Below are 653 nucleotides of genomic sequence, written 5' to 3' on the forward strand. Positions count from 1 at the left end.
CTCAAAATCCCATTTGTCAGCAAGCCAGCAGTCTACTTGAAAATCAATACAGTATCCGATTATATTCGATGGGCGCGCTGTGATTCGTTGGAGAATAGCAATGCCCATTACACATTTGACCGGGAGTGGGTGGGAACTAAATATCAAAAGGTTGAATGTTCAAACTCTGAAGATGCCGGGATACACTCGCACGCGAACGATTTCAGATTATCAAGTTTATCATGACGGAACTAAGGTTGCCAACATTAGCGGCACAATTGCGGAGCAAAAAGGAACAAGCGACAATACGCTGAGTGGAAACAAATATGATCGAAAAGTCGAGGGGGGACGATATCCTCTTTAGACACAATATGGGACAAAATATAGAACAATAAATTACATGAAATCAAAAAAAGCTGAAGTCGACTTCTCAGTCAAGCCCAGACCCGGCATTGAACTGATTGGAACAGGAAAAAGAACAGAAATACTAATACATCCTGCTGTTGGGTTTCTTTCCTCGGAGGGATGCATCCATCCATGCAACAATCTGCCGAATGCGAGTTCTAAGATCGACTTTATAGACAGCAGAAAGCGCGTAATCGATCTTATTGAAGACCTCAAAAAATATTGCGGGGCTAAGTTTCCGAAATTAGACGGGCATCGAATACCTGATG

The 653-nt window shown here is 42.6% G+C and carries 2 protein-coding genes; both read left to right on the forward strand.

Translation table 11 applies throughout. The annotated features are described in order from the left end of the window. Positions 1-225 (forward strand): hypothetical protein (locus NS334_RS18910; RefSeq protein ID WP_206542709.1); only part of this gene is annotated, 225 nt, incomplete at its 5' end. 154 nt (positions 226-379) lie between these two features. Continuing rightward, on the forward strand, positions 380-653 hold a 274-nt coding region (locus NS334_RS18915; protein ID WP_206542710.1), incomplete at its 3' end, for a hypothetical protein.

This window comes from Sphingomonas endophytica (assembly GCF_001476895.1).
In the GTDB taxonomy this organism is placed as follows: Bacteria; Pseudomonadota; Alphaproteobacteria; order Sphingomonadales; family Sphingomonadaceae; genus Sphingomonas; species Sphingomonas endophytica_A.